Below are 26742 nucleotides of genomic sequence, written 5' to 3'. Positions count from 1 at the left end.
CCGATGGGCTTGCGCGGTTACTGGCGGACCAGGGTCAGCCCGTACTGGCTCAGGATCGGGTTCAGACGCTCGAAGAACGTCACCCGCTGCGCCTGCGGGACGCCGCAGTTGTTGTTGCTGCCCTGCGGGATCTGGCCGCCCGAGCTCACGCCCTGACCCTGTCCGGCCGAGGTGATCCAGGAACCGCCGGAGTCGCCGCCGCCCACGCAGGCGTTGGAACGGCTCAGGCCGTACACCGCGCCCTGCGGATAGTTCACGGTCACGTTCTTGGCGGTGATGGTGCCGCAGCGGTAACCGGTGGTGCGGCCGGAACGGCACACCGCCGCGCCCGTGGCCGCTTCGGTGCTGCCGCGCACGATCACGTTGCCGCCGCTGTAGTTGCTGACGTAGGGCAGCAGGGTGTGGGTGGAGCCCACCTGCACCCAGGCGCGGTCGGTGCCGGGGAAGTTGGACTGCGAGAACGAACCCACCACCGCGCCGCCGATGCGCACGGTGGCGCCGGCCGAGCCGCAGTGACCGGCGGTGGCGAAGCCCTTGGTCGAGCCGCGCGTGACCGAGAAGCCCACCGAGCACAGGTACTGGTTGTTGATGGTGTATTCGATGCCGCCGATGATGTTGGCCACCGTGCGCGGCTCGCCGATGGATTCGACGAAGCGCACCGTGGACGCGTCGGCGCCGCTGGCGGCGACCAGGTCCACCGCTTCCTCGCTGGCGCCCGGCGCGACCGAGACCACCACCGAATTGCTCTGCGGATCCACGTGCCAGGAATGCACGCCGCTGTAGGCCTTGCTGATGCCGAGCACGCGGCCGCGACCGTTGCCGTCGAGCTGGTCCATCGCGGCCTGCAGCTGGCGCAGGCTGTAACGCACGCGGCGCACTTCGGCGCCCGGCACCGCGTCGGCCTGGGCGCCGGCGGTGGCGACCACGAAACCGAACGAACCGTCGGCCTTGCGCTCGATCCAGCTGCCCGCATAGCCCGCGCCGAAACGGCGCTGGGCCGCGCCGGCCTGCTGCTCGGCGATGCGCTCGACCTTCAGGTATTGCGACAGCTGACCGGGCATCACCCCCAGATCGCGCTGCATGGCGAACTTCAATTCGGAATCGACCTGATCGGCGGCGGTGGCCGCGCCGATGGCGGTGACGGAAACGGCGGCGACGGCGAGCGACAGCAGGTTGCGACGTACCTTGGAACCTTGCATGGCGTACTCCTCCTGAGACGAGCGTTTGCGCTCTTTTGAATGGGCCCGGATGTGGGCCAAGGCGCCGCACGACGGCGGCGGCCTGCGCCGGGGCGCGTTCCGTGCCACGACGGGCGACAGGCCGGTCCAAGGAAGCAAACGCCCGCGCCGGCGGCAATCGCCGTGCACAGACCCGGATCACAGCGGATTCTTGAAGCGAATCACAAGAACGCATCGCACCCGGCGATGTTCATCGCGGTGAAGAGCGAATTAACGTCTGAACGACGATGCGGCGGCCGTTCGAACCCGCGCAAGCACATGCAACCCAATCGTGCGCGTTTGCGGCCGTCGCGCGCCCTGGTTCAGGGGTCGATGCGTATCGGCGTGCCCACCGGCACGCGCTGCCAGATCTGCTCTATCTCCGCATCGGTCACCGCCACACAGCCGTCGGTCCAGTCCTCGCGCCACCAGCGCGCGCTACCGCCGTGGATCATGATGTCGCCGCCCGGATCGGCGCCCTGCGCGCGCGCTTGCTCGCGGTCGGCGGCATTGGGATAGGACACGCGCAGCGATAGATGGAACAGGCTATTGGGATTGCGCTCGCTGATGCGGTACTCGCCTTCGGGCGTGCGCTCGTCGCCCTGACGGTGCTTGTGCCCGCTGGGCGCGTCGCCCAGGTCGATGCGATAGCTGGCCAGCACGCGTCCCTCGCGTAGCAGTTGCATGCGTCGCTCGGATTTGTCGACCACGATGCGGTCGGCGCGCTGTTCCGATGGCGCCAACGGCGGCGGCGCTCGGCGCGCCGCGGTGGCCTGCGTTGCGACCGGGGCGGACGCGGGCTCGAAAGCGCAGCCGGCCATGGCCAGCAATGCGAACACGGCGGCGGCATGCAGCGGCTTCACTCAGGCAACGCGCGTTGCAACAGCGTTTCGAAGTCCACATCGCTCGGCAAGGTACCGAACACCAGCCCGTGCGCACTGTCCAGGCGGCTGCGGCAGAACGCCTCGGCGCAGGGGCTGCCGGCCCGCAGCAGTACGGCCGCTTGCAGCGCCAGCGCCAGGCGCTCGGTCCACAGCCGCGCCTGCGCTTCCTGGATGCGGCCGCCCAGGGCCTGCGCCAGTTCGTCGCTGCGCGCGTCCAACGCAGGATGCAGGCCACGCGCGCGCCGCAGCTCGTCCAGCACGGCCGGCCCGGCCTCGGGCTCGCGCGCCAGCGCGCGCAGTACGTCCAGGCACTGGATGTTGCCGCTGCCTTCCCAGATCGAGTTCAGCGGCGCCTGCCGGTACAGGCGCGGCAGCAGCGATTCCTCGACGTAGCCGGCGCCGCCCAGGCATTCCTGCGCTTCATTGACGAAAGCCGGCGCGCGCTTGCAGATCCAGTACTTGCCCACCGCGGTGGCCACGCGCGCGAACGCGGCTTCGGCCGGGTCCTGCGGCGCGCGGTCTACCGCGCGCGCCACCCGCAGCGAGAACTGCAGCGCGGCCTCGGACTCGATCGCCAGATCGGCCAGCACGTTGCGCATCAGCGCGTGCTCGGCCAGGGTCTTGCCGAAGGCGCGGCGGTGGCGCGTGTGGTGCAGCGCCTGGGCCAGGGCCATGCGCATTTCCGCGGCCGAGCCGAGCATGCAGTCCAGCCGGGTGAGCATGACCATCTCGATGATGGTGGCCACGCCGCGGCCTTCCTCGCCGATACGCTGCGCCCAGGCGCCTTCGAACTCGACCTCGGACGAGGCGTTGGACCAGTCGCCGAGCTTGTCCTTGAGCCGCATCAACCGCAGCGCGTTGCGACTGCCATCCTCGCGCCAGCGCGGCAGCAGGAAGCAGCTCAAACCGCCGGGCGCCTGCGCCAATACCAGGAAGGCGTCGGACATGGGCGCGGAGAAGAACCACTTGTGCCCGACCAGACGATACGCATCGCCGCCCAGCGGCGTGGCGACGGTGGCGTTGGCGCGCACGTCCGAGCCGCCCTGCTTCTCGGTCATGCCCATGCCCAGGGTCACGCCGGCCTTGTCGGCCATGGGCAGGTCGCGACCGTCGTAATGCGGCGCGGCGGCCTTGGCCGCCCATGGCGCCAGTGCGGGCGCATGCCGCAGCACCGGCACCGCGGCGTGGGTCATGGTCAGCGGACAGCTGGTGCCGGGTTCGACCTGATGATGCAGATAGCTCAGCACCGCACGCGCCACATGCGCGCCGGGGCCCGGGCGATGCCAGGAGTAACCGGCCACGCCGTGCTCGATCGCCGCCTGCATCAGCGCGTGGTAGTTGGGATGGAACTCGACCAGGTCGGTGCGCTGGCCGTAGCGGTCGTGGCTGCGCAGGCGCGGGCGGTCGCGGTGGGCGTCGAAGCTGAGCGCGTAGAGGCTGTCGCCGGCCAGCGCGCCGTAGCGCGCGAGGGCGTCGGCATGCGCGCCGCCGCCCTCGCGTTCGACCGCCTCGCGTAACGCGTGGTCGTCGCGCCAGAGATCGCGCGGCGCGAACGGCGGCGGCTGGTTCTCGACGCGATGGGTGGCGAACGGCGGCAGCGCGTTGTTGGACGGCTCGGACATCGGCGGCTCCAGTGGAGCATCCCGGCTCCTTCTGCGCCAATTCTAGACCTGGGCCGTTAGAGCCGACCAACGACTGGACGCAAGCGCTGGCCGGAGTCCAGCCGCGTCCGCCTAATCGATGCTGGGCGCGCCTGGTGCCTCTGTTGGCCGTCATTCCGGCGCAAGCCGGAACCCACTTTGACCTGGGCTTTCCCGTGCGCAGGACGAGCAAGATCAAGATGGGTTCCGGCTTGCGCCGGAATGACGAAGAGTCGGAAGACTCCCGCGCTCACAGAAACCGACGTATCGTCCAGCCGCCGCTACCCGGCACGCTCGCACAGTGCCTTCAGGAATTCCGACGGCAAGGCCAGCCGCCCCAGCCAGCCGCGGCGCAGGCCGGTCAGCACCTGCAGCATCTGCCCGCGCCCCCCGGGCACGCGCGAGAGCGGGTGGAACATGCGGTCGCGCAGCGCGGCGATGCGGTCGTGGTCGGACTGGAACAGCGGCGTCAACCAGCGGCTCCAGAAGTGGTAGATGCCCACGTGCAGGCGGCGCACGCGCTGGTAGCGCGCCAAGGCCGATTCCAATCCGCCGCCCTCGCGCAGGGCATCGCGCAGCGCCAGCGCGTCCATCAGCGCCATGTTCACACCCTGCCCCAGCTGCGGGCTCATCGCGTGCGCGGCATCGCCCAGCAGCACCGCGCGGCCACGATGCCAGCGCTTGGCCACGGTGTCGCGGTAGCGCGCCTGCGCCAGGCCTTGCGGCACCGCGGTGTCGCGCAAGCGTTGCGCGGCTTCCGGCCATACCGCCGTCACCGCCGCGCGCCAGGCGCCTTCGTCGCTCACCGCCTCACTGTCCAGTGCCGCCACCGGCAAGCTCCAGAAAAAACTCAGCCGCGGCGTCGCATCGTCCGGCCGCGTACCCACCGGCAGCATGCCGATCATGCGCCGCGCGCCCACGTAGCGCTGCCGCAGTTCGTCCTGCCAGGCCCAGTCGGCGCGCTCCACCAGGCACCACTGCGCGCCCCAGGGATAGGGCCGGTTCAAGGCCGGCGGTGCGACCGCGTCGCGCAGCAGCGACGCCGCGCCGTTGGCGATCACCAGCAGATCGTAGGGCCCGTGTTCGACGCCGTCGGCATCGCGCAACAGACCCTGCTCGGCATCGGCGGCGACGATGCTGCGGCCGCAATGCACGCGCCGCCCTTCCTGCCAGGCCTGGTCGAGCACCGCGAACAGAGCGCCGCGCTGCAGGCCCAGGCCGAAGTAGGACGCGTCCAGTTCGCGGTAGCGCATGTCCATCACTGGACGCCCGGCCACGGTCTCGCCGTACAGGCGCCGCACCCGCGCGCCATGGGTCAGCGCCGCATCCAGCAAGCCCAGTTCCCACAGCACCGACAAGCCCGTGGGTTGCAGCAGGAAACCCGCGCCCACCGGCCCCAGCACCGGCGCGCGTTCGAACACGTCCACGGCATGGCCGTCGCGCGAGAGCAGCAAGGCCGCGGCCTGGCCGCCGCTGCCGTAGCCGACGATGCCGATGCGCAGCGCGCGGCTCATGCGCGCACCGGGCAAGAAAAAGGCCCCGCCTGGGCGGGGCCTTGGGAATAGTCCGATCCGGATCGCGTCCTGGAATTCAGATATCGCAAGTCGATCACCCTGCGGGGGCCACCGCTACCTCGGACGCTTGTGCGCCCTTCGGTCCTTGCGTCAGCTGATAGGTGACGCGCTGGCCTTCCTGCAAGCTGCGGAATCCCTTCGCACTGATGGCGGAGAAGTGGACGAACACGTCGGCGCTACCGTCTTCGGGCGAGATGAAGCCGAAGCCTTTGGCGTCGTTGAACCATTTCACGGTGCCGTACTGCATATCCTTATTGACCTCATGCTGGGTGCGTTGTCGTGCGCCGTCGCTATGGGCGACCGAACGCAGCGCGAGTATATGCAAACTGAACAGGCTTATGACAAGCACCGGTCGCGCGCCCGACGCCATCGGGACGACGGGCGGCGCGGGATCCCAGGCCGACTGACGCAGAGCGTCAGAAATTATGCGATCCAGATCACTTTGTCCGGACACCAAGCACTTTGTCCGGATCGCGACGCCCCGATCACCGCGTGAGCAGCGTCTCCAGCAGCCGCGGCAGTTCGGCGGTGGCCGCGGCCACATGGTCGAGCACGTCCTGCAGGGTGATGACCTCGTCCGGGTCCGGTCCGGCGCCCGCGGCCCAGTTGGCGACGATGGCCAGGCAGGCGTAGTCCAAACCCAGTTCGCGGGCCAGGCCGGCTTCGGGCATGCCGGTCATGCCGACCAGGTCGCAGCCGTCGCGGCGCATGCGCGCGATCTCGGCGCGCGTCTCCAGGCGCGGGCCCTGGGTGGCGCCGTAGCAGCCGCCATCGACCATGGCCACGTTCGCCTGCGCCGCCGCGGCGATCACCGCCTGGCGCAGCGAGCGCGCATAAGGCTCGCCGAAATCGACGTGGATCACTTCGCCACCGCCGCGGCCCTCGGCATCGACCTCGCAGATCGTCGACACGCGGCCCCAGGTGTAGTCGATCAATTGGTCGGGACAGGCGAGCACGCGCGGGCCGTAGCGCTCGGTGATGCCGCCGACGGTGTTCAAGGCCAGCACGCGCTGCGCGCCAAGCGCCTGCAGCGCGGCCAGGTTGGCGCGGTAGTTGATCTGGTGCGGCGGCAGCGAATGGCCTTCGCCATGGCGCGCGAGGAAGGCGACGCGACGCCCGCCCAAAGTGCCGATGCGGATCGGTCCCGACGGCGCGCCGTAGCGCGTGACCGGCTGCTGGGTGTCCACGTCCTGCAGCTGCGCGAGCTTGTACAGGCCGGTGCCGCCGATGACGGCCAGGTCGATGCGTGCCGGTTCCATCTCAGTCCTTCAGTGCGTAGATCGCGGGCAGATTGCGGCCCTGCTCGTGGTAGTCCATGCCGTAGCCGAACACGTAGCGGTCCGGCACTTCGATGCCGACGTAATCGGCGCACAAGCCGGGCACGCAACGGTCGTGTGCCTTGACCGCAAGCGCGGCGATGCGCACGTCGGCCGCACCCTGCTCCAGGCACCACTCGCGGATCGCATGCAGGGTGTGGCCTTCATCGAGGATGTCGTCGGCCAGCAGCACACGGCGTCCGGACAAAGGCGTGGCCGGCCGATGCTTCCAGGTCAGCTCGCCGCCCGAGGTCGCACCGCGGTAGCGGGTGGCGTGCAGGTAGTCGAACTCCAGGTCCAGGCCGCGCTCGCCCAGCTCCATCGCCAACTGCGCCGCGAACGGCAGGCCGCCGTGCATGACGGTCAGATAGACCGGGCGCAGCTCGCCATCGGCATAGTCGCCGCGGATCTGTTCGGCCATGCGCACGATCGCCTGCTCCAGGCTGCGGCGGTCGAACAGCAGATCGGCATTGGCCAGCGCGCCGGCCAGGTCGGCGGCGCCGCTCGTCTTGGCGCCCATCAGGCCAGACCCTCCACGCGGCCGCGGCTGTCGCCGTAGCGCGCGTCGGCGAGCAGGCCGTCCCAGCCCATCGCACCGCGGCCGATCAGGCCGGTCAGCGCCATGGTGTTGAGCGCGCGGCCCGACACCGCGGCCAGCGATTCCTCGACCAGCTTGGGCGAGCACACCAGCACCACGTCGCAACCGGCGTCCAGATGCGCGTCGATGCGCGCCTTGACCCCGCCGGCGGAGAACGCCGCGGCCATGCCGATGTCGTCGCTGAAGACCACGCCGCGAAAGCCCATGTCCTGGCGCAGGATCTGCTCGATCCAGCGCGGCGAATAACCGGCCGGCTCGGGCGCGACTTCCGGATAGACCACATGCGCCATCATCACCGCGTCGGCCTTGGCCTCGATGCCGGCCACGAACGGGATCAGGTCGGTCTCGCGCAGCTGTTCCAGGCTGCGCCGATCGACGGCATTGTCGAAATGGGTGTCCTCCAGCACCGAGCCGTGGCCCGGGAAGTGCTTGAGGGTCGCGGCCATGCCGGCCGCGTGCATGCCGCGCACGTAGGCGCGGGTGAATTCGGCCACCACCTGCGGGTCCGGATCGAAGGCGCGGTCGCCAATGGCCAGGTTGCCGCGGCCCAGGTCCACCACCGGCGCGAAGCTCAGATCCACGCCGCTGGCGCGCACTTCCTGCGCCATCAGCCAGGCGTGCTCCTCGGCGAGCTTGAGCGCGGCCTCGCGGTCGCTGGCATAGAGCCTGCCGAAACCGTCCAGCGCGGGCAGCGCGCTGTAACCGTCGCGGAAACGCTGCACGCGCCCGCCCTCCTGGTCCACGCAGATCAGCTGCGGACGCGGCGCGGCCTCGCGGATCGCGGCGCTGAGCTCGGCGACCTGGGAGCGGGAGGCGAAATTGCGGGTGAACAGGATCACGCCGGCGCAGGCATCGTGCTGCAGCCAGTCGCGCTCCTGCGCGGTGAGTTCGGTACCGGCGACGCCGATCACGAGCATGCGGGGACTCCTAACGGTGGGACTGCGCGGATGCGCCAGGGCGATTGTCGCGCAGTTGGGGGGACGGATGCAGGGCGGCGGTGCGCGCCCGGGCGCTCATGGCGCCTGGCCGGAGCGTTCTTCGGCGCTCCATTGCGCATAAGGCCGGGTGGCCAGGGCCAGGTTGTAGTAGCGCGCCGCATCGGTGACCTCGCGGCCCAGCCAGTCCGGGCGCGCGTACGCCTCGTCGGCATGCTCCAGCTCGATCTCGGCCACCACCAGCCCGGCGTTGTCGCCGAAGAACTCGTCGACCTCCCACAGGTGGCCCTGGTGCTGGACGTAATGGCGGCGCTTGTCGATCGCCCCGCCGGTGCACAACGCCATCAGCGCACGCGCGTCGGCCACCGGGATCGGATAGTCGAACTCCTGGCGGGTATGGCCCAATTCGCGCGATTTCAGGTTCAGGTAGGCGGTATCGCCGGCGATGCGCACGCGCACCGAGGCGCGCATGGCGCCGCTGTCCAGGCTGGCGGAGTCGTTCAGGTAGCCCTGGGCCAGGTCCTGGGCCTCATGCGCCTGCGCCCGCCAGCCCTCGCCGGTGACCAGGAACTTGCGTTCGATTTCGATGCCCATTCGGAAACTGCTCTCGGTGGAGGCGCAGTGTAGCAACGCGGTTGACGGGCTTTGTGGCGGCTGAACGGGCAGGCGGACCGGGCGGCGCGAGCTCGTGACCTCGCGTGCCCTCACCCCAACCCCTCTCCCGCAAGCGGGAGAGGGGCTAAAAGCAGTAAGCGGCGTCGGATGTGTCCCCTCTCCGTTCACGGGAGAGGGCTAGGGTGAGGGGGTGAGCGCAACGCGCGAATGCTCTTGATCCTCGCTCGGGCCCCGAACTCGCCGTCCCCACAGAAGACCCGAAGGGCGGCGCACAGGACGTGCGCCGTTTTCCGCTCGGGCAGGATGCCCGATCGGAAAATCACCGCGTCTGCTCCGACCTCGCGCCGTACGGCGTCGAAATAAGTCTGCCCTTCTCTTTGGTTACTTTCTCTTGGGCGAGCAAGAGAAAATGACCCGGCCGCTTGCGGGTGGAAGCTGTTGCTGTTGCTGCTAACAACAGCAACAGCCAGAGCAAATTCCCCTCAATCCCCCTTTTTTAAAGTACAAACAAAGGCGGAAGCAGGGGAAAGAGGGTTGCGGCGTAGCTGCGGATTCGCGGTCGCAGCTTGCGCAGCTCCTACAGCGGGCAAGGTGCAGGGTCGAGCGCGTTCAGCGCTCGAACATCGCGATCGACTCCACATGCGCAGTATGCGGGAACATGTCCATGACACCGGCCGCGCGCAGCTTCCAGCCCTTTTCCCGCACCAGATAGCCCGCGTCGCGCGCCAGCGAAGCCGGGTGGCAGCTCACGTAGACGATGCGCTTGAACTGCTTCAACGGCAGCTGGGTCAGCACGAAGTCCGCGCCCGAACGCGGCGGGTCCAGCAGCAGCCGGTCGAAACCCTCGCGCATCCACGGCTCCGAACTCAGGTCCTTGCCCAGGTCGGCCGCGTAGAACTGCGCATTGCCCAGCCCATTGTGCGCCGCGTTTTCGCGCGCGCGCTGAACCAGGCCGGCCTCGCCTTCCACCCCCACCACCTCGCGCACGCGGCGCGCCAGCGGCAGGGTGAAGTTGCCCAGGCCGGCGAACAGATCGAGCACCCGGTCTTCGGGCTGCGGCTTCAGCAGTTCCAGCGCGTGCTGGATCATGCGGCCGTTGAGCCCCGCGTTGACCTGGATGAAATCCAACGGTCGGAACTTCAGCTGCAGGTCCCATTCCGGCAGCGAGAACTGCAGTTGCGGATCGGCCGGCCACAGCGGGTGCACGCTGTCCACGCCGCCGGGCTGGAGGAAGATCGCGAACTCGTGCTCGCGGCCGAAAGCGATCAGCGCTTCGCGATCGGCCTCCGACAGCGGAGCCAAGTGGCGGAAGGTCAGGGCGATGCCGCCGTGGTCGCTCATGCGGTCGCCGCCGATGAACTCCACCTGCGGAATCTCGCGCCGCGCCTGCAGGCCGTCGATCAGCGCGGCCAGCGCAGAAACCTTGTCGCCGATGGCCGGAATCACCGTCTCGCAGCGCGCGATGTCGGCGACGAAACGCGGGTCGGTTTCGCGGAAGCCGACCAGGGTCTTGTCCTTCTTCTCCACCCGCCGCACCGAGAACCGGCCCTTGCGCCGGTAGCCCCAGGCGGAATCGGTCAAAGCCGGCAGCACGCGCTCGGGCGCGACATGGCCGATCCGCTCCAGGTTCTCCAGCAGCACGTGCTGCTTGGCCACGATCTGGCGGTCCTCGGCCAGGTGCTGCAGGGCACAGCCGCCGCAGGTGCCGAAATGCGCGCAGCGCGGGCTCACGCGCTCGGCCGAGGCTTCCAGCACCTCCAGCGTCACCGCTTCGTCGAAGCTGCGCGAGCGCGCGGTCTGCCTGGCCATCACCCGTTCGCCCGGCAGGGCGCCGGCGACGAAGACCGCTTTGCCATCGGGACGCCGGGCGACGCCACGGCCATCATGGGTGAGGCCGGTAATGGCGGCCTCGAAGGGGGTTTGATCGATGCGGGCCACAGCTGCTGGCAGGAATCAAAAGGCCGCGCATTGTCGCAGATTCGGGCGGGGCGATCCGGTTGGGGCGGATGGCTCCACTGTCGACCGTCATTCCCGCGAAGGCGGGAGTCCGGAGACTTCGGAGCCATGTCTCGGTGGAGCCCTGGATGTTCGGCTCACGCCGAAGTAAAGCGGAGCCCGCCTTCGCGGGAATGACGGGACGACGCCGCTGCGGCGGGCCCTGCCCTTCGGCCTGACCGGCCCCACTGGCACCGACTATCGGCGTCTACCCTCCCGCCCAACGAAAAGGCCCGCCGATGGCGGGCCTTTCGCGAACGGCTACGGCCGCCAGCGGCTCACTTCTGCTTCCAACCGCCGCCCGCATCCTCGTACCACCAGCCGCCGCGCGCGCTGTCGATCCACTGACGCGCGAACACCTTGCGGATCTGCGGCTCCCATTCGGGATGGCCGTTGGCCACCGCGACCTCGCGGTAGACCGCGGCCGAGTCGCGGTTCTGGTCGGCCACCGCCTGGTTCACGCCCACGCGCTCGGCCAGCGGGATCTTGGCCGCATCGCGCACGCTGACCGTGCCGTCGTTGCCGAAGCCCAGCGCGCCGGAGTCGAAGTGGGCGCGCAGTTGGCCGTCGAAACGGCCCTTCATGCGCGCCTGGATCGCCTGGATCGCCGGGGTCTTGATGGTGATGTCGGGCGAGGACTGCGCATAGGCGCTGCCGATGCCGACCAGCGACCACAGGTCGATGCGCGGGCTCAGCGAGGCGCTGCCGCCGGACGGGGGCGCCGGGGCCGGCGTGACCGGCTGCGCGCTCTCGCCGATGACCTTCTCGACGAACTCCTTGGCCGCTTCCTTGGCCTCGGCGGCGGGGAAGTAGACGTTGATCGTGACGCAGGCCGTGAGCATCACGGCGGCGACCGGCAAACCCATCCAACGGCGCATGTTCGTTTCCTTCCCTTCAGGTTATTGGACTACCGGTTTGACGTCGCCCTTGCCCACGGCCTCGAGCCGTTCCAGCAAGGTCGGCCAGTCGACCCGGCGGTGATAGCCGACCACGTCCAGGCGCGGCAGTCCCGCGCCCTGGACGATAATAAATCCCTTGGTGCCTGAATCACGACCTTCTGCACCGCCATCGTCCGACTCCAAGCCGCCCATGTGGCAGACCTCGTCGGCCAGGCGGCAGGCGATGCCCAGGCGGGCGTAGCCGAAGTCATCGAAGAAGCCGATCAGGCTGGCCTGCAGGCTGCCGACCAGGGACGAATCGCCGACGCTGGACAGGTCCTGCACTGCGCGCTGGCTGATGCGCTGGCGCACGCCGGGCTTGCGCTGGGTTTGCAGGCGCGCGTCGAAGGCCACCGGCGTCCAGTCCACCAGGCGCAGCGCATCGATGCGGCCGTCGAGCTTGCCGGTGATGCTGCCGAAACCGAACACGCCGGTCAGCGCCTCCAGGTCCAGGTCGTCCAGTGCCAGGTCGGCCGACAGCGTGGGCGCCACGCCGAACGGCCGCTCCATCGCCAGCGACGACACCCGCACGCTGCCGCCGAACAGCTGCATGCTCAGGCCGCCGTCGAAATCCAGCCGATCGTCGGCGTAGCGCGCCTGCGGGATGCGCCCGCTGAGTTGGCCGCTGAACGCCGGGCCGTCCAGGGTCTTGGCGATGCGCGCGATGTCCAACCGGTCCAGGCTCAGGCCGAAGCGGATGTCCAGGCCGCGCCCGCCCGAGGGCGGTCGCAGGCGCAGGTCGTCGAACCCGACCGTGCCGCCCAGCATCGGCACCGTCACCGCGCGTTGCAGGCGCAGCTCGCCGGCGCCGCTGGCGAAGGGCAAACGCACCGCGCCGAAATCCAAGCCGTATAGCGCGCCTCCGCGCCAGCCCAGTTCGCTGGCCACGGGCGCAGCGGCGGAGTAGCGCAGGTTGCCGTCCAGGCCGTCGAAGCGGAACCGCCCCTGCGCATCGTCCAACGCCACCGCCTGCAAGCTGGCGTCGGCGCTGTGCAGTTCGCCGCCGGCCATGCGCAGACGCGCGTCGGCGCTGCCGCGCAGTTGCAGCTGGCCCAGGCCGGCCAGGCCCAGGTAGCCGCTGAGGTAGCCGTCGCGCAGCCGCGACAGGTCGTCGCTGCGCAAGTCCAGTTCCAGGCCGCTCACGTTCGACTGCGCGTCCAGCGCGGCGCGGCCGTGCGCGTCGAGCACGCCCGCATCGTTCCAGCGCAGGCGCGGCAGGTTCCAGCCGCCGCCGGGCAGGCTCTGCGCCGTCAACTGCAGCGCCGACGCGCGCTGCTGCAACGAGACGTAGGTGCTGCCGAACAGCAGTTCGCCGCCTTGCACGCGACCGTCCAGATCGAAGCGCTTGGTTTCGCCGAAGCGCGCGTCGAGCTGCAACTGCGCACCCAGGTTCTCGGCCGCGATCAGGCCGTCGGGCGTATCGACGGCGCCGCCGCGCAAGGCGATCGGGCCGGCGACGCGCAAAGGCTCGCGCTCGGCGGCGGTGATGGTCAGCTGCGCATCGACCTCGCCGCCCTTGAAGCGGCCCTCGGGCCAGGCCTGCGCGGCCAGGGCCTGGGTCCAGGCCAACGGCACCCGGGTCAGGTCGATGCGGGTGGCGTCCGGCGAGGCCGCGTTGCGGTGCAGGGCCACCACCGCCGCGCCGCGCGACAGGCGCGCGTCGGTGACTGCCACGCCCAGGTCCAGCGACAGCCGCAGTGGCGCCGCGCGGCCGGAGCGCAGCTCGCCATCGCAGCGCCAACCGCCCTGGCCGTCGCGCTGCAGCGGGCAGCGCCAGACCACGTCGGTATAGCGATAGCCCAGGTCCGGCGCGACCACGCTGGCGGCCTGCAACTGCAGTTCGCCGTGCTCGGCCGCGGCCGGCCAATCCAGCCTCACGCGGACTTCACGCAATGTCGCCACCGCGGTCTGCACCCGGCCGATCTTGGCGGTCAGACCGCCGGCGTCGGCGGACTGTGCCGCCAAGCACAAACCGGGCAGCGACAGGCACAGCAGCAGGCGTACTATCGGACGGGACATGACGTCAGCATAACCAGCGGAGCCCCCCACCCGATGGAATCGACGATGAATCCGGCGCGCGCGCCGCGCCTGTTGCTGGTGGAAGACGATCCGACCAGCCGCACTTTCCTCACCGCCGCCCTGCAGGCCCTACCCGCCGAAGTCGACGCCGCCGACAGCCTGGCGGCCGCGGTTACGCTGGGCAACGCACAGGACTACGCGCTGTGGCTGTTCGACGCCAACCTGCCCGACGGCAGCGGCGTGGAGCTGTTGGCGCGCCTGCGCGCGCGCCACCCGCGCACGCCGGCGCTGGCCCACACCGCGGCCGCCGACGCCGACGTGCTGGACACGCTGATCGCGGCCGGTTTTGTCGAAGTGCTGGTCAAGCCCTTGCCCGCGGCCGCGGTGCGCGCCGCCGTCGCGCGCGCCCTGGGCCTGGAGCCGCACGACCAGCGCGCGATCGCGCAGACGGCCTATGGCGACAAGCGCCCGATCTGGGACGACCAGGCCGCGGCCAGCGCGCTCAACGGCAACAGCGCCCACGTGGATACGTTGCGCGGCTTGTTCCTGCAGGAATTGCCGGTCACCCACGAAGCCATCCTGGGCGCGGCCCACCGCGCGGACTTGACCACCGTGCGCAACGAACTGCACAAGCTGCGCGCCAGCTGCGGCTTCGTCGGCGCCGCGCGCCTGTTCGATGCGGTGCAGGGACTGCACGGCGAACCGCAGTCGCGCGAGCATTTGGCGCGGTTCGACGAGGCGGTGCAGGATACGTTGGCGGGGGCCTGAGGCGGCTGGCGGGCTTGCAGCTAACTCGCGCTGCGATTTGCTATCCCGCGTGCCCTCACCCCAACCCCTCTCCCGCGAGCGGGAGAGGGGCTAAAGCAGCAGCGCCGGATCTGTCCCCTCTCCCGCTTGCGGGAGAGGGCTAGGGTGAGGGGATGAGCGCAGCGAATGCTCTTGCTCCTCGCTCGGGCACCGAACTCGCAGCCCCAACAGAAGACCCGGAGGGCGGCGCACAGGAAGTGCGCCGTTTTTCGCTGGCACAGGGATGTGTCATCGAAAAATCCCCGCGCCCACTCCGCTCTCGCACGGGAGCTCTGGCGAAGCGTTTTTCTTTGGTTACTTTCTTTTGACGCTTATCAAAAGAAAGCTACCCGGCCGCTTGCGGACGGAAGCTGTTGCTGTTGCTTCAACCAACACACCCAAACACCTTCGCAAGTTCGGAGCGGATCGCGGCTCACGCCGCTCCTACCCCAAGGCGCCAGAGCAGACCCCACGCCGACCGAGAGCCTGGTCGTAACTGCGGATTCGCGGTCGCAGCTTGCGCAGCTCCTACAGGGGTGGACGCGGCATTCGTCGTGGTTGTGGATTGGCGGTCGCGGCTTAGGCGCTATCGGTTGGTTTGGCCCTGGGCGCCACCCGCGCCAACTCGCTCAGCAGCTCCCAGGATTTCAAACCGCGCGGGCCCAGGTGGTGCGCGAGCACGCCGCGCATCGCCCGACGCAGGCCCGCCAAGTCTTCGCTCTCCGGAGCGGCATCCTGCGCCAGCGCCAGCAAGGCGCGCCCAGTCGCCGCACCGCTGCGGTCGGCGTGGCCGCGGTCGCTGAGCAGGCGCCGCGGGCCGTGCTCCGGGTCCAGGCGGTAACGCGCGGCCGAATCGATCGGCGCACCGTCGCCGTCGTGGCTCCAGTCGAAACCGAAGCCCAGCGCATCCAACAGGTCGCGTTCGTAGCGGCGCAGGGTCCACGCCGGCGGCGACAGCGCGCCCAGCCGCGCGCGCGCGCGGCCGTACGCCGCGTAGAGCTCCGGTGATGGGTCGTGACGCGGCGCCAGGCGCAGAGTGAGTTCGTTGAGATAGAAGCCGGCCAGCATCGCGTCGCCGGTCAGGCGCGGCGCGGCGTCCTGCGCCTCGGCCGCGGTCAGCCGCGCCAGCTCGCCGGTCTGCACCGCCTCGAAGCGGATCCATTGCAAAGGCTGCAGCGCCGCGCGCAACGCCTGCCGCTTCGGCCCCTGCACGCCGCGCGCGACCAGGCCGATGCGGCCGTGGCGCTCGCTCAGCGCCTCCACCAGCAGGCTGGTCTCGCGCCAGGGGCGCGCGTGCAGGACGAAGGCGGGCTCGGCCGTATAACGCATGGAGCTAGGAGGTAGCCGGTAGGAGTTAGGAGTTAGCGAAAGCGGAGGGACACGGACTACCTTCTAACGCCTACCCGCCAACTTCTGCTTCAATCGTGATAGCCGAACGCGCGCAGCGCGGCTTCGTCGTCGGACCAGCCTTCGCGCACGCGCACCCAGGTTTCCAGGAACACCTTGGCGCCGAACAGGCGCTCCATCTGCAGGCGCGCCTTGGCGCCGATCTCGCGCAGGCGTTCGCCGCCCTTGCCGATCACGATCGCCTTCTGTCCGTCGCGCTCCACCCAGACCACCGCGCCGATGCGCAGCAGCGCGCCGTCGACTTCGAACTTCTCGATCTCCACCGTGGTCGCGTACGGCAGCTCTTCGCCGAGCTGGCGCATCAGCTGCTCGCGCACCATCTCGCCGGCCAGGAAGCGCTGGCTCTTGTCGGTGATCTCGTCCTCGCCGTACAGCGCCGCCTGCTCGGGCAGCTGCGCCAGCACCGTGCGCACCAGCGCTTCCAGGCCGCTGCGCTTGAGCGCCGAGACCGGATGCACGCCGGCGAAATCGCGGCCTTCGCTGATCTTGGCCAGGTACGGCAGCAGCGCGGTCTTGTCCTTGAGCTTGTCGACCTGGTTGACCACCAGGATCACCGGCAGGCCGGCCTTTTTCAGCGCGTCGTAGGCCAGGCCGTCCTCGTCGTCCCACTGCCCGGCGCGCACCACCAGCAGCGCGGTGTCCACGCCTTCCAGCGCGCCGCGCGCGGCGCGGTTCATCCAGCGATTCATCGCCCGCTTCTGTTCGCGGTGGATGCCGGGGGTGTCGACCAGCAACAGCTGGCCTTCGGGGAAGGTGGCGATGCCCAGCAGCTGATGGCGCGTGGTCTGCGGGCGGTTCGAGGTGATGCTGACCTTGGCGCCGACCAGGGCGTTGACCAGGGTGGATTTGCCGACGTTGGGGCGGCCGATGACGGCGACGTGGCCGGCGCGGTAGGGAGATGCGTTCATGCGCGAATTGTCCGCGCGCGCGGGCCGCAGGGCAAACGCCCGCGGATCAGCCGTCCGGATCGAGCTCGCGCAGGGCGGCCTCGGCGGCCAACTGCTCGGCGGCGCGGCGCGAGCCGGCCTCGCCCTCGGTCAGCATCGGCGGCTGGGCCACGCTGCAGCTGACCCGGAAGGTCTTGGCATGGTCTTCGCCGGACTCCGCCAGCAAGGCGTACACCGGCAGCGGCTTCTGCCGGCCCTGCAGCCATTCCTGCAGCCGGGTCTTGGCGTCCTTGCCGACCTTGTGCGGCGGCGGCAGCGCGTCCATGGCCGGCTCGAACCAGGGCAGCACGCGTGCGCGGCAGGCTTCGAAACCCGAATCCAGGTAGATCGCCGCGACCACCGCTTCCAGCGCGTCGGCCAGGATCGAGTCGCGGCGGTGGCCGCCGGATTTCATCTCGCCCGGCCCCAGGGTCAGCCGCGCGCCCAGTTCCAGCTCGCGCGCGATCGGCGCCAGCGCCGATTCGCGCACCAATTCGGCGCGCGCGCGGGTGAGCGCGCCCTCGTCGGCACGCGGCCAGCGCGCGTATAGGGCCTCAGCGACGATCAGGTTGACCAGCGAGTCGCCGAGGAACTCCAGCCGCTCGTTATGCGGGGCCCCGGCGCTGCGGTGGGTCAGGGCCTGCTCGAGCAGGCCCGGATTCGCGAAGCTATGCCCGATGCGGTCAGTCGGCGCCACCGCTACCACGGCGGATGTCCTGCTTGGCCTCGAAATGGCCGACCACGTCCAGGTTGGCGATCAGCGGGCGGCGCACTTCGTAACTCACGAGAATTTCATAGCCAGCGTCCTTGCGCTGGATCTTCACGTGCTCGGGTTTCACGTTATCGGCGTAGCTGACATACAAGCGACGGAAAAACAGGTCTTCGATCTTGGCCGGATCGCGATCGGCGATGCCGGGCTCGGCGGATAGGCTGGTCAAGGCGCGCTTCACGCCGTAGTACTCGGTGTACATCGGGATCAGCTTCATGCCCATGTAAACGAACACGCCGACCACGGCCAGCACGATGATGAACCCGATCAGGGTCATGCCGCTTTGATTACGCTTCATCCGATCATCCCCCGTCGTTGGAACACGTTGTTGGTGCGTGTGGCGCAAACCGCGATTGTAGGTTTGCCGCCGCTACCGCGACGGCGGGCGCCGTCACGGAATGCTGTTGCCGATGCGCTTGAAGTCGATGCCCCCATCGATATTCAACCAGATCAGGAACGCCTTGCCCCGCAGGTTCCCCTCCGGCAGGACGCCCCAGTATCGGCTGTCCTCGCTATTATCACGATTGTCGCCCATCACAAAATAGTGGCCGGCGGGGACTTCCCAGTCGCCCTCTCCCTGATCCAACAACGGCATATTGGTCCGCTCCAGGACGCGGTGCTGGCGGCCCATCAGGTCCTCGCTCAGCTCCTGGGCGCCCGTCATTTCGGTGCCTTTCCCGTGCCCTTCGTAGGTGCCGATTGGGGTGTACTTGACCAGTTTGCCGTTCACCGTCACCTGGTTGTCGTGGTAGCCGATGCGGTCGCCCGGCAGGCCCACCACGCGCTTGATCCAGTCCTGGTCGGGGTGGTGCGGCGGCTTGAACACGACCACGTCGCCGCGCTGGGGCTCGCCCAGGGCGAACACTTTCTGGTTGCTGATCGGCAGGCGCAGGCCGTAGGTGAACTTGTTGACCAGGATGAAGTCGCCGGTCAGCAGGGTCGGCATCATCGAATTGGAGGGGATGCGGAAAGGCTCGGCGACGAAGCTGCGCAGGATCAGCACCACCAGCAGCACCGGGAAGAACGCCTTGGAGTAGTCGATCACGATCGGCTCCTTGCCGTCGTCGAGCAACCCTTCGCGGGCGGCGCGGCGCTTGGCCAGGAACAGCTTGTCCAGCAGCCAGACGGCACCGGAGAACAACGTCAGCGACACCAGGGCGATTTCAAACCAGCGCATGCGTATTCCTTGGAAACCGGGAACGGGGGATCTGGAGCGGGGAATCTGGAGCGGGGGGGACCGGCGGCGCGGCGCGGACGCCGCCCCTGCCCCGGGCGACGCCGACGGCCCGAGCATACCCAGGGCGCCGGTCTGCGTCATGGCCGGCAGGTACCGCCGGCCACCACTGGCTTACTTGCTGTCCACCTGCAGCACCGCCAGGAAGGCCTCCTGCGGAATCTCCACGCGGCCGACCTGCTTCATCCGCTTCTTGCCTTCCTTCTGCTTTTCCAACAGCTTCTTCTTACGGGTGATGTCGCCGCCGTAGCACTTGGCCAGCACGTTCTTGCGCATGGCCTTGACCGTGCTGCGGGCGATGATCTGCGAGCCGATCGCGGCCTGGATGGCCACGTCGAACATCTGCCGCGGAATCAGCTCTTTCATCTTCTCGCACAGCTCGCGGCCGCGCCGGTCGGCGTGGCTGCGGTGGCAGATGATGCTCAGCGCATCGACCTTGTCGCCGTTGATCAGCGTGTCCACGCGCACGAACGGGCCGGCGTCGAAACGCAGGAAGTGGTAGTCCAGCGAGGCGTAGCCGCGGCTGACCGACTTGAGCTTGTCGAAGAAGTCCAGCACCACCTCGGCCATCGGCAGCTCGTAGCTCACCTGCACCTGGCTGGCCATGTAGGTGATGCCGATCTGCACGCCGCGCTTTTCTTCGCACAGCTTGATGACGTTGCCGATGTAGTCCGGCGGGGTCAGGATGTTGGCGCGGATGATCGGCTCGCGGATCTCCTGGACCATGTTCACCGGCGGCAGCTTGGCCGGGTTGTCCATGGGCACGATGCCGCCGTCGGTCTTGAGCACTTCGTAGATCACCGTGGGCGCGGTGGTGATCAGGTTGAGGTCGTACTCGCGCTCCAGGCGCTCCTGCACGATCTCCATGTGCAGCATGCCCAGGAAGCCGCAGCGGAAGCCGAAGCCCATGGCCTCGGAGCTTTCCGGCTCGAAGCGCAGCGCGGCATCGTTCAGGCGCAGCTTTTCCAGCGCTTCGCGCAGGGCCGGGTAATCCTCGGCGTCCACCGGGAACAGGCCGGCGAACACGCGCGGCTGCATTTCCTGGAAGCCCGGCAGCGGCTTGGGCGCAGGGCTGGCGGCCAGGGTCAGGGTGTCGCCGACCGGCGCGCCGTGCACGTCCTTGATCGAGGCGGTGATCCAGCCCACTTCGCCGGCGCCCAGCTTGGGCAGCTCCTTGCGCTTGGGGGTGAACACGCCGACCTTGTCGACCTGATGGGTGCGGCCGGTGGACATGACCAGGATCTTGCTGCCCGGCCCGATCTCGCCCTGCATGACCCGCACCAGCGAGACCACGCCCAGGTAGTTGTCGAACCAGGAGTCGATGATCAGCGCCTGCAGCTTGTCGGTGTCGCGCGGCTGCGGCGGCGGAATGCGCTGGACGATGGCCTCCAGCACCTCGACCACGTTCAGGCCGGTCTTGGCGCTGATCGCCACCGCGTCCTCGGCGTCGATGCCGATCACGGCCTCGATCTCGGTCTTGGCGCGTTCGATGTCGGCGGTGGGCAGGTCGATCTTGTTGAGCACCGGCACCACTTCCAGGCCCTGCTCCACCGCGGTGTAGCAGTTGGCGACCGACTGCGCCTCCACGCCCTGGGCCGCGTCCACCACCAGCAGCGCGCCCTCGCAGGCGGCCAGCGAGCGGCTGACTTCGTAGCTGAAGTCGACGTGGCCGGGGGTGTCGATGAAGTTGAGCTGGTAGGTCTTGCCGTCGCGCGCCTTGTACGGCAGCGACACCGACTGCGCCTTGATGGTGATGCCGCGCTCGCGCTCGATCGGATTGGAGTCGAGCACCTGCGCTTCCATCTCGCGCGCCTCTAGGCCGCCGCAGATCTGGATGATGCGGTCGGCCAGGGTCGACTTGCCGTGGTCGACGTGGGCGATGATGGAGAAGTTTCTGATCTGCTGCATGCGGGACGGCGCGAAGCTCACCGGTTCCTTGGAGTTAACGGGAGATTATCGCACACCCCGCCGCGCCTTCGTCCGGCGCCCGCCTGGGGCGGGGCCGGACGCCGAGGCCGCGCTCAGCCGGCCTTGGCCTGCGCGGTCACCGCGATGAACTGGGTGGCCGCGCCACGGCGCACCAGCAGCATCACCGTGTCGCCGGGGCGCACCCCGGCCAGTTCGCGGTTCAGCGCCGCGGCGCTGCCGACCGCGGTGCGGCCCACCGACAGCACCACGTCGTTGGGGCGCAGGCCGGCCTCGGCGCCGTCGTCGCCGGGGGTCTGCACCAGCACGCCCTCGCCCGTCTTCAGGCCCAGGCGCTGGCGCAGCGCCGGGCTGAGGTCCTGAGCGACCACCCCCAGCGGATTGCTGCCGGCGCGGCCCGGGGCCGCGTCGGCGTCGTCGTTGGCCGCGCGGGCGGCGGTCTCGACCGCTTCGGCGTCCAGCGCGCCCAGGACCACGGTTTCGGTCAGGGTCTTGCCGCCGCGGTTGATCTGCAGTTGGACCTTGGCCCCCGGCGCCAGCGCGCCGATCAGCGGCGGCAGGTCGCTGGACTGGTTCACCGGCCGGTCGTTGACCGCCAGGATCACGTCGCCGAGCTGGACGCCGGCCTTCTCGGCCGCGCCTCCGGCCTGGACGCTGTTGACCAGCGCGCCGCGGGTGTCGGGCAGGCCCAGGCCCTTGGCGCTTTCGGCGGTGATGCCCTGCACGCCCACGCCGAGCAGGCCGCGCTGGACCTTGCCGGTGGAGCGCAGCTGCTCGGCGGCGTTCATGGCCACGTCGATCGGGATCGCGAAGCTCACGCCCATGTAGCCGCCGGAGTTGGAGAAGATCTGCGAGTTGATGCCGACCACCTCGCCGCTGGTGTTGAGCAACGGGCCGCCGGAATTGCCCTGGTTGATCGCCACGTCGGTCTGGATGAAGGGCACGTACTGCTGGTCGGCGTAGGGGTTGCTGCGGCCGATCGCGCTGACGATGCCGGCGGTGACCGAATGGTCCAGGCCGAACGGCGAACCGATCGCGATCACCCATTGGCCCGGCTTGGTCAGGCCGGCGTTGGCCAGGCGCAGGAACGGCAGGCCCTTGGCGTCGATCTTGAGCAGGGCCACGTCGGAGCGCTCGTCGCTGCCCACGACCTTGGCGGTGTACTCGCGGCGGTCGGACAGGGTCACCTTGACCGTGTCGGCGCCGTCGACCACGTGGTGGTTGGTCAGCAGGTAGCCGTCCTGCGAAATCAGGAAACCGGTGCCCAGCGAGCTGCCGCCGCCGCGCGGACCGCGCGGCATTTGCGGACCGCCGGGCATGTCCGGGCCGAAGAAGCGGCGGAAGATCTCGGGAATCTGGTCCTCATCGGGCATCTGCCCGCGGCTGGCGCGGCGCGGGGCGATGTCGGCGCGCACGTTGACCACCGCCGGACCCACGCGCTGTACCAGCGCGGTGAAGTCCGGCAGGCCGCTGACCAGCGGCGCGGCGGGCGTGGCCGCGGGCGGCGGTGCGATCGGCGTGGACGGCACTTGCGCGGTGCAGGCCACCGGCAGCACGGCGACCAGCGCGCCGGCCAGGGCGAGGGAGCGGAGCGGACGAGTCATGGAGTCGGCCTCGTAAAGTTGCGGGGAGTCTGTCGCGCGGCCGGTCGGTCGCGCGTGATGGGGACAACAGGGGGTTGTTCGAAGGGCGCCGCGGCCGCGGCGCCCGGATCAGGGTTGCGGCATCCGCGCTTCGCTGTCGGCGGGCGGCGGCGACGGGTTGGCGTCGGCGGCCTTGGGCTCGAACGGATAGAACGAAGGCGAGCTGGCGGAGCTGGTGCTGCTGCCGTAGCTGGCGGTGTAGCCGCCGGTGGCCGGGTAGTTGGGCAGCACCGCGCGTGGCCAGGGGCGGGTCGCCGCCGGCTCCACGTGCTGGGGACGGAACGGGTTGGCGGTGCTGCCGGCCACCGCGCCGTTGACGGCGGCCACCGCTTCCAGCGGCGGCGCGGCCGCCGCGGTCTGGGTCTGGCGGCGCAAGGCGGCGCGCTGGTTCTGGCTGCGCGTGCTGCGGCGCTCGGCCACCCGGCGCGGCACGTCGGCCACGGCCACGGCGGCGCCGAGCACAGCGGCGGTTTCGGCCGGCGCGGTGGGTTCGGCCGGCGCCGCAGCCGGCGCGGCGGTTTCGGCGCTGGCCACCTGGGTCTGCGGCGCGGCGGCATCGGGGGTGTTGCCGGAGAACGGACGGGCGACGAACAGGGCCACCACCGCCACCGAAGCGGCCAGGGCGGCGCCACCGAGCCAGCGGCGGCGCGGTGCCGGCGCGGCGGGTTCGCTGGCCGCGGCCTGCAACACGGTCGACTCGGCGGCCACGGCCGCGGCCACGCGCTGGGCGAAGCCCGGCGCGGCCAGCGTGGCGGCCTGTCCGCGCAGCACGTCGCCGCAGAGCTGCCAGCTCTCGCAGGCCTGGCGCCACTGCGCGTCGTGGCTCAGGCGCTTGAGCGCGAAACGCGCCGCGTCGCCGTCGAGCTCGCCGTCGAACAGCGCGCTGAGCGCTTCGCGGTCGGTGGGCTGAACGTTGGAGCCGTTGTTGGGAGCCTGATTCGACGTCATCGTAGGGCGCGCTCGCGAGTGTCTTGATGGTCCAGCAGGGGCCGCAGTTCCTGGTCGATGGCCTCGCGCGCGCGGAAGATCCGCGAACGCACGGTGCCGATGGGGCAGCCCATCTTCTGCGCGATCTCCTCGTAGCTCAGGCCGTCCACCTCGCGCAGGGTGATCGCGGCCCGCAGTTCCTCCGGCAGGGATTCGACCGCACGCATCACCGTGCGTTCGATTTCCTGCCGCAGCAATTCGTGTTCGGGGGTGTCGCTGTCGCGCAGGCGCAGGCCGGTCTCGAACTGCTCCGCGTCGCCGGCGTCGATGTCGTCGGTGGGCGGCCTGCGGTTTTGCGCGACTAGATAGTTCTTGGCGGTATTCACTGCGATCCGGTGCAACCAGGTATAGAACTGGGCGTCTCCCCGGAAATTCGGCAACGCGCGATACGCGCGGAGGAAGGTTTCCTGGGCCACGTCCTGGCATTCGCTCCAGTCGGGAATGTAGCGCCCGATCAGCGCCGTGATCCGATGCTGGTACTTGCGCACCAAGGCATCGAATGCCGCACTGTCGCCACGCTGGACACGCCTGACCAGCTCTTGGTCCAACTCATTCTCGGCCATGCCGCGCCGGCACTCCTGTCAGCTCGGCCGTGGCCGAACAATGGGACAGCCCTGGTGGGCGAAAGTTCAAAACGATCGATCACGATCATAAATGGGGCCGCAACAACGCCGGCGCAACCGCCAGGGGTCACGGCCGGCGCGGCGCGACGGCGGTCGCGGTTCCGGCCGCCCCTCCCCGGTCCCGGACCGCCAGATTCGATGGGGCGATTTGACGGGGATGAAACATCCTCGGGATGATAGCGGCCATCTCCATACCTGAACGGATGGTGCAGTCATGATGGCTGGCCTGGACGGACTTCGTTTCCAACATTGGCAGACCGAGCTGCGCGAGGACGGCATCGTGGTGCTGTCCTTCGACCGCGCCGGTTCGTCGGTCAATACCTTCGGACAGGACGTCCTGATCGAGCTGGACTCGCTGCTGGAGCGGCTGGCGCTGGACCCGCCCAAGGGCCTGGTGCTGCGCTCGGCCAAGGCCTCGGGCTTCATCGCCGGCGCCGACATCAAGGAATTCCAGACCTTCGACCAGAAGGGCACCGTGGCCGACGCGATCCGCCGCGGCCAGCAGGTGTTCCAGCGCCTGGCCGAGCTGCCCTTCCCCACCGTGGCGGCCATCCACGGCTTCTGCATGGGCGGCGGCACCGAGATCTCCCTGGCCTGCCGCTACCGCGTGGCCAGCAGCGACCCCTCGACCCGGATCGGCCTGCCGGAAGTGAAGCTGGGCATCTACCCGGGCTGGGGCGGCAGCGTGCGCCTGCCGCCGCTGGTGGGCGCGCCGGCCGCGTTCGACATGATGCTGACCGGCCGCGCGCTCTCGGCCTCCAATGCGCGCTCGATCGGCCTGGTCGACAAGGTGGTGGAAGCGCCGCTGCTGGTCGACGCCGCGGTCGCGCTGGCGCTCAAGGGCACGCAGCGGCCGTTCAAGCAGCGCTTCATGGGCTGGGCCAGCAACAGCTGGCTGGCGCGCAAGATCCTGCCGGGCATGCTGACCAAGCAGGTCGCGCGCAAGGCGCGCAAGGAGCACTACCCGGCGCCGTACGCGCTGATCAACACCTGGGCGCGCAGCAGCGGCGGCGTGCAGGCGCGGCTGGCGGCCGAGCGCAAGTCGGTGGTCAAGCTGGCCTCCACGCCCACCGCGCGCAACCTGATCCGGGTGTTCTTCCTGCAGGAGCGGCTCAAGGGCCAGGGCGGCAAGGAACACGGCATCCGCCACGTGCACGTGGTCGGCGCCGGCGTGATGGGCGGCGACATCGCCGCGTGGTCGGCCTACAAGGGCTTCGAGGTCACCCTGAGCGACCGCGAGCAGCGCTTCATCGACGGCGCGCTGACCCGCGCGCAGGACCTGTTCGCCAAGCGGGTCAAGGACGAGAGCAAGCGCCCGGCGGTGGCCGCGCGGCTGAAGGGCGACCTGGCCGGCGAAGGCGCGGCGCAGGCCGACCTGGTGATCGAGGCGATCATCGAAAAGCCCGAGGCCAAGCGCGAGCTCTACGATCAGGTCGAGCCGAAGATGAAGCCCGACGCGCTGCTGACCACCAACACCTCGTCGATCCCGCTGGATGAGTTGCGCGACCACATCCGCCGTCCCGCCCAGTTCGGCGGCCTGCACTACTTCAATCCGGTGGCGCTGATGCCGCTGGTGGAAATCATCCGCCACGACGCGATGGCGGCGGAGACCGAGCAGCGCCTGGCCGCGTTCTGCAAGGCCATCGACAAGCTGCCGGTGCCGGTGGCGGGCACGCCGGGCTTCCTGGTCAACCGCGTGCTGTTCCCATACATGCTGGAAGCGGCGACCGCCTACGCCGAAGGCATCCCCGGTCCGGCCATCGACAAGGCCGCCGTGAAGTTCGGCATGCCGATGGGCCCGATCGAACTGATCGACACCGTGGGCCTGGACGTGGCCGCGGGCGTGGGCGCCGAACTGGCGCCGTTCCTGGGCCTGAGCGTGCCGGCCGCGCTCAGCGGCGTGGAGCCGAACAAGCGCGGCAAGAAGGACGGCCAGGGCCTGTACAAGTGGGAGAACGGCCGCGCGCAGAAGCCGGAACTGCCCAAGGACTACCAGACGCCATCGGACCTGGAAGACCGCTTGATCCTGCCGCTGGTGAACGAGGCGGTGGCCTGCCTGCACGACGGCGTGGTCAGCGACGCCGACCTGCTCGACGCCGGCGTGATCTTCGGCACCGGCTTCGCCCCCTTCCGCGGCGGCCCGATCCAGTACGTGCGCGAAACCGGCGCGGACGCGCTGCTGGAGCGCTTGAAGACGCTGCACGCGCGCTACGGCGACCGCTTCGCGCCGCGACCGGGTTGGGATAGTCCGGCGCTGCGGGGCTGAGTGGCGCGGCGGTTGATACTCCGCCTGCCCTCACCCCAACCCCTCTCCCGCAAGCGGGAGAGGGCTAAAGCAGCAAGCGGCGCCGTCGAATGTATTCCCTCTCCCGCTTGCGGGAGAGGGCTAGGGTGAGGGGGTGAGCGCAAAGCGCGAATGCTCTTGCTCCTCGCTCGGGCACCGAACTCGCCACGCAAATAGAAGACCCGGAGGGCGGCGCAGGACGTGCGCCGTTTTCCGCTCGGGCAGGAGGCCCGATCGGAAAATCCCCGCGCAAACTCCGATCTCGCACGGGAGCTCTGGGGCAGCGTTTTTCTTTGGTTACTTTCTTTTGACGCTTATCAAAAGAAAGTGACCCGGCCGCTTGCGGACGGAAGCTGTTGCTGTTGCTTCGACCAACACACCCACACACCTTCGCGAGTTCGGGGCTGATCGCGGCTCACGCCGCTC

At 69.6% G+C, this 26742-nt stretch carries 23 protein-coding genes; 2 read left to right on the top strand and 21 right to left on the bottom strand.

Annotated elements, in window-relative coordinates; genetic code table 11:
- Positions 1-17 precede the first annotated feature (17 nt).
- The 12 genes from DX914_RS02090 to DX914_RS02035 form a co-directional block, all read right to left on the bottom strand.
- Positions 18-1199 (bottom strand): S1 family peptidase, encoded by a 1182-nt coding sequence (locus DX914_RS02090; protein WP_115857410.1) that lies wholly within the window; start codon positions 1197-1199, stop codon positions 18-20.
- Positions 1200-1540: 341 nt separating this feature from the next.
- A complete protein-coding gene (locus DX914_RS02085) occupies positions 1541-2080 on the bottom strand; it encodes a L,D-transpeptidase family protein (RefSeq protein WP_231118105.1) in 540 nt (179 codons plus the stop codon).
- Positions 2077-3723 (bottom strand): acyl-CoA dehydrogenase family protein, encoded by a 1647-nt coding sequence (locus DX914_RS02080; RefSeq protein WP_115857409.1) that lies wholly within the window; start codon positions 3721-3723, stop codon positions 2077-2079. Before DX914_RS02080 ends, DX914_RS02085 begins: the two co-directional genes overlap by 4 nt.
- Positions 3724-4022: 299 nt before the next feature.
- Entirely contained in the window at positions 4023-5255 is a 1233-nt protein-coding gene (locus DX914_RS02075; RefSeq protein WP_115857408.1) for an FAD-dependent oxidoreductase, read from the bottom strand.
- A gap of 94 nt (positions 5256-5349) precedes the next feature.
- Positions 5350-5562, bottom strand: a complete 213-nt coding sequence (locus DX914_RS02070) for a cold-shock protein (protein WP_115857407.1) — start codon at positions 5560-5562, stop codon at positions 5350-5352.
- A gap of 238 nt (positions 5563-5800) precedes the next feature.
- Complete coding sequence (locus DX914_RS02065; RefSeq protein WP_115857406.1) at positions 5801-6574, bottom strand: S-methyl-5'-thioinosine phosphorylase; 774 nt, start codon at positions 6572-6574, stop codon at positions 5801-5803.
- A 1-nt stretch (position 6575) separates the two neighbouring features.
- Entirely contained in the window at positions 6576-7151 is a 576-nt protein-coding gene (locus DX914_RS02060; protein ID WP_115857405.1) for a hypoxanthine-guanine phosphoribosyltransferase, read from the bottom strand.
- A complete protein-coding gene (nagZ, locus tag DX914_RS02055) occupies positions 7151-8146 on the bottom strand; it encodes a beta-N-acetylhexosaminidase (protein ID WP_115857404.1) in 996 nt (331 codons plus the stop codon). Before nagZ ends, DX914_RS02060 begins: the two co-directional genes overlap by 1 nt.
- A 96-nt stretch (positions 8147-8242) precedes the next feature.
- A complete protein-coding gene (locus DX914_RS02050) occupies positions 8243-8758 on the bottom strand; it encodes a CYTH domain-containing protein (RefSeq protein WP_115857403.1) in 516 nt (171 codons plus the stop codon).
- 630 nt (positions 8759-9388) lie between these two features.
- On the bottom strand, positions 9389-10729 hold the full coding sequence (gene rlmD, locus DX914_RS02045; protein WP_196778867.1) for a 23S rRNA (uracil(1939)-C(5))-methyltransferase RlmD: 1341 nt from the start codon (positions 10727-10729) through the stop codon (positions 9389-9391).
- 323 nt (positions 10730-11052) lie between these two features.
- Entirely contained in the window at positions 11053-11652 is a 600-nt protein-coding gene (locus DX914_RS02040; protein WP_115857401.1) for a YdbL family probable chaperone protein, read from the bottom strand.
- Between the two features lie 21 nt (positions 11653-11673).
- Entirely contained in the window at positions 11674-13731 is a 2058-nt protein-coding gene (locus DX914_RS02035; protein WP_115857400.1) for an intermembrane phospholipid transport YdbH family protein, read from the bottom strand.
- A gap of 33 nt (positions 13732-13764) precedes the next feature.
- Here DX914_RS02035 and DX914_RS02030 point away from each other — a divergent pair, with 33 nt between their 5' ends.
- Positions 13765-14499 (top strand): hybrid sensor histidine kinase/response regulator, encoded by a 735-nt coding sequence (locus DX914_RS02030; RefSeq protein WP_115857399.1) that lies wholly within the window; start codon positions 13765-13767, stop codon positions 14497-14499.
- Between the two features lie 597 nt (positions 14500-15096).
- On the opposite strand, the gene recO is transcribed toward DX914_RS02030, so the two are convergent.
- From recO to rpoE, 9 genes are all read right to left on the bottom strand, one after another.
- A complete protein-coding gene (gene recO / locus DX914_RS02025) occupies positions 15097-15846 on the bottom strand; it encodes a DNA repair protein RecO (RefSeq protein WP_115857398.1) in 750 nt (249 codons plus the stop codon).
- An 89-nt stretch (positions 15847-15935) separates the two neighbouring features.
- Positions 15936-16832 carry a GTPase Era gene (gene era, locus DX914_RS02020; RefSeq protein WP_115857397.1) on the bottom strand — a complete coding sequence of 299 codons (897 nt, stop codon included), beginning with the start codon at positions 16830-16832 and terminating at the stop codon, positions 15936-15938.
- A gap of 46 nt (positions 16833-16878) precedes the next feature.
- Positions 16879-17547, bottom strand: coding sequence for a ribonuclease III (gene rnc / locus DX914_RS02015; RefSeq protein WP_231118101.1), 669 nt, complete (start codon positions 17545-17547; stop codon positions 16879-16881).
- Positions 17534-17917, bottom strand: a complete 384-nt coding sequence (locus tag DX914_RS02010) for a DUF4845 domain-containing protein (protein ID WP_115857395.1) — start codon at positions 17915-17917, stop codon at positions 17534-17536. The genes rnc and DX914_RS02010 overlap by 14 nt, the downstream gene beginning before the upstream one ends.
- A 93-nt stretch (positions 17918-18010) precedes the next feature.
- Positions 18011-18796, bottom strand: coding sequence for a signal peptidase I (gene lepB / locus DX914_RS02005; protein ID WP_115857394.1), 786 nt, complete (start codon positions 18794-18796; stop codon positions 18011-18013).
- 171 nt (positions 18797-18967) lie between these two features.
- Positions 18968-20761 carry a translation elongation factor 4 gene (lepA, locus tag DX914_RS02000; RefSeq protein WP_115857393.1) on the bottom strand — a complete coding sequence of 598 codons (1794 nt, stop codon included), beginning with the start codon at positions 20759-20761 and terminating at the stop codon, positions 18968-18970.
- A 113-nt stretch (positions 20762-20874) separates the two neighbouring features.
- Complete coding sequence (locus tag DX914_RS01995; RefSeq protein WP_115857392.1) at positions 20875-22383, bottom strand: DegQ family serine endoprotease; 1509 nt, start codon at positions 22381-22383, stop codon at positions 20875-20877.
- Between the two features lie 108 nt (positions 22384-22491).
- The gene (locus tag DX914_RS01990) at positions 22492-23370 is read right to left on the bottom strand and encodes a sigma-E factor negative regulatory protein (RefSeq protein ID WP_115857391.1); all 879 of its coding nucleotides are present in this window, start codon (positions 23368-23370) and stop codon (positions 22492-22494) included.
- On the bottom strand, positions 23367-23972 hold the full coding sequence (rpoE, locus tag DX914_RS01985) for an RNA polymerase sigma factor RpoE (RefSeq protein ID WP_115857390.1): 606 nt from the start codon (positions 23970-23972) through the stop codon (positions 23367-23369). The genes DX914_RS01990 and rpoE overlap by 4 nt, the downstream gene beginning before the upstream one ends.
- Before the next feature lie 274 nt (positions 23973-24246).
- Here rpoE and DX914_RS01980 point away from each other — a divergent pair, with 274 nt between their 5' ends.
- Entirely contained in the window at positions 24247-26298 is a 2052-nt protein-coding gene (locus DX914_RS01980) for a 3-hydroxyacyl-CoA dehydrogenase NAD-binding domain-containing protein (protein ID WP_115857389.1), read from the top strand.
- Positions 26299-26742: the final 444 nt, after the last annotated feature.

Origin of the sequence: Lysobacter silvisoli, assembly GCF_003382365.1 — a bacterium.
GTDB lineage: Bacteria > Pseudomonadota > Gammaproteobacteria > Xanthomonadales > Xanthomonadaceae > Lysobacter > Lysobacter silvisoli.
This window is presented reverse-complemented; position numbering and strand designations above follow the sequence as displayed.